Source organism: Mesorhizobium sp. M2A.F.Ca.ET.037.01.1.1, from assembly GCF_003998075.1.
Lineage (GTDB): Bacteria > Pseudomonadota > Alphaproteobacteria > Rhizobiales > Rhizobiaceae > Mesorhizobium.
The window spans coordinates 1-1,180 of record NZ_RZSA01001421.1; the positions used below are offsets into that span (position 1 = coordinate 1).

General features: G+C 63.1%; 1 protein-coding gene. It reads right to left on the bottom strand.

Going from position 1 to position 1,180, the window contains the following annotated elements; genetic code table 11:
• Positions 1-965 (bottom strand): DUF459 domain-containing protein (locus EOA27_RS37295; RefSeq protein WP_127258812.1); only part of this gene is annotated, 965 nt, incomplete at its 3' end.
• Positions 966-1,180 lie beyond the last annotated feature (215 nt).

A 1,180-nucleotide genomic window follows, 5' to 3' on the forward strand; every position in this document is an offset into this window, starting at 1 on the left:
CCGGGAAGCATCACCACCGTGTCGGCGCCGGCCGGCGCCGACACGGTGGTGATGCTTCCCGGCGCCGCCAGTCCGAGGATCTTGGCCAGCGGCTTTTCCGTGTAGAAGGCGAGCTTGCGCTTGCCGGCCTTGGTGACGTTGATGCCGTCGTCGGAGCGCAGGCGCACCGGCTGGCCGTTGATGTCGGGGCCGGAGGTGACGAAAGCGCCGTTCTCATCGACGAAGCCGTCCCAGACATCGACGAACTCGCCGCCATTGCTTTGGGCGACCGAGTGATAGATGTCGTTGAAGGCGAGCATGTCGGAATTCATCTTCGACACACCGAAAGCCGGCATGCCGACCCACAGGAATGGCACCTTGGTCTCCTGAAGAGCCTTGCCCAGCGCATCGGTGCGGCGCTCATATTCCTTGGTCCAGTTCTCCGAGCGCGGCTGCTCGCGCACTTCGCCGACCTTCATCTGCTGCCGGTCGTTGGAGCCCAGCATGACGATCACGACCGCCGGTTTCTCGGTCTCGATCAGCGATTTTATCTGGGCCGGCCAATTGTAGACGTCGTCGCGAACGAAGCCGGAGGAACCGTTGGAGCGGGCGACGATCCTGACGGCGGGATTGTCGGCAAAGGCCGTGTCCAGCCCCTCCGCAAGCCCGCTCGCCAGAAAATCGCCGACCACCAGGACGACGCGAGCATCGTTGGTCTTCTCGACGATCGGCGTTTCGGGCTCCGCCGGCGGGCGTGGCTTGGATTTCTTCTTGGGTTTCGGCCTTGGCTGGACTTCGACGGGCGGCTCGATGCGTTCGCTGCGGCGGGGAAACAGAAGGTCGCGCAGCGACCAGCCGCGGCTTTCCTCCTGCGCGAACGCAGGGGCGTGGAACACGCCGGCGGCGGTGACGACAAGCACGGCAAGGGCGAGAATCAGGATCGGCGCCCGGCGAATACCCTGCCTGATACGCGCGACCGAAACCAAACACCTCTCCATCCCTTGGCGCATGACCAGGCAAACGCGGGAAAGTCATGCGCAAGCCGAAGCGCTACCGCATCCTTGCCGTCTTTGAAAGGATGCCTGGCGCCCTAAAGTGCGTCGCGCTGAAATGGATTCAGTCGACGCGCTTTAAGTCTTTGTTTTGATGCATGTCGTTCCCCCAAAACCGCTGCGCACTTTTGGGCGACATGCATTAGAGC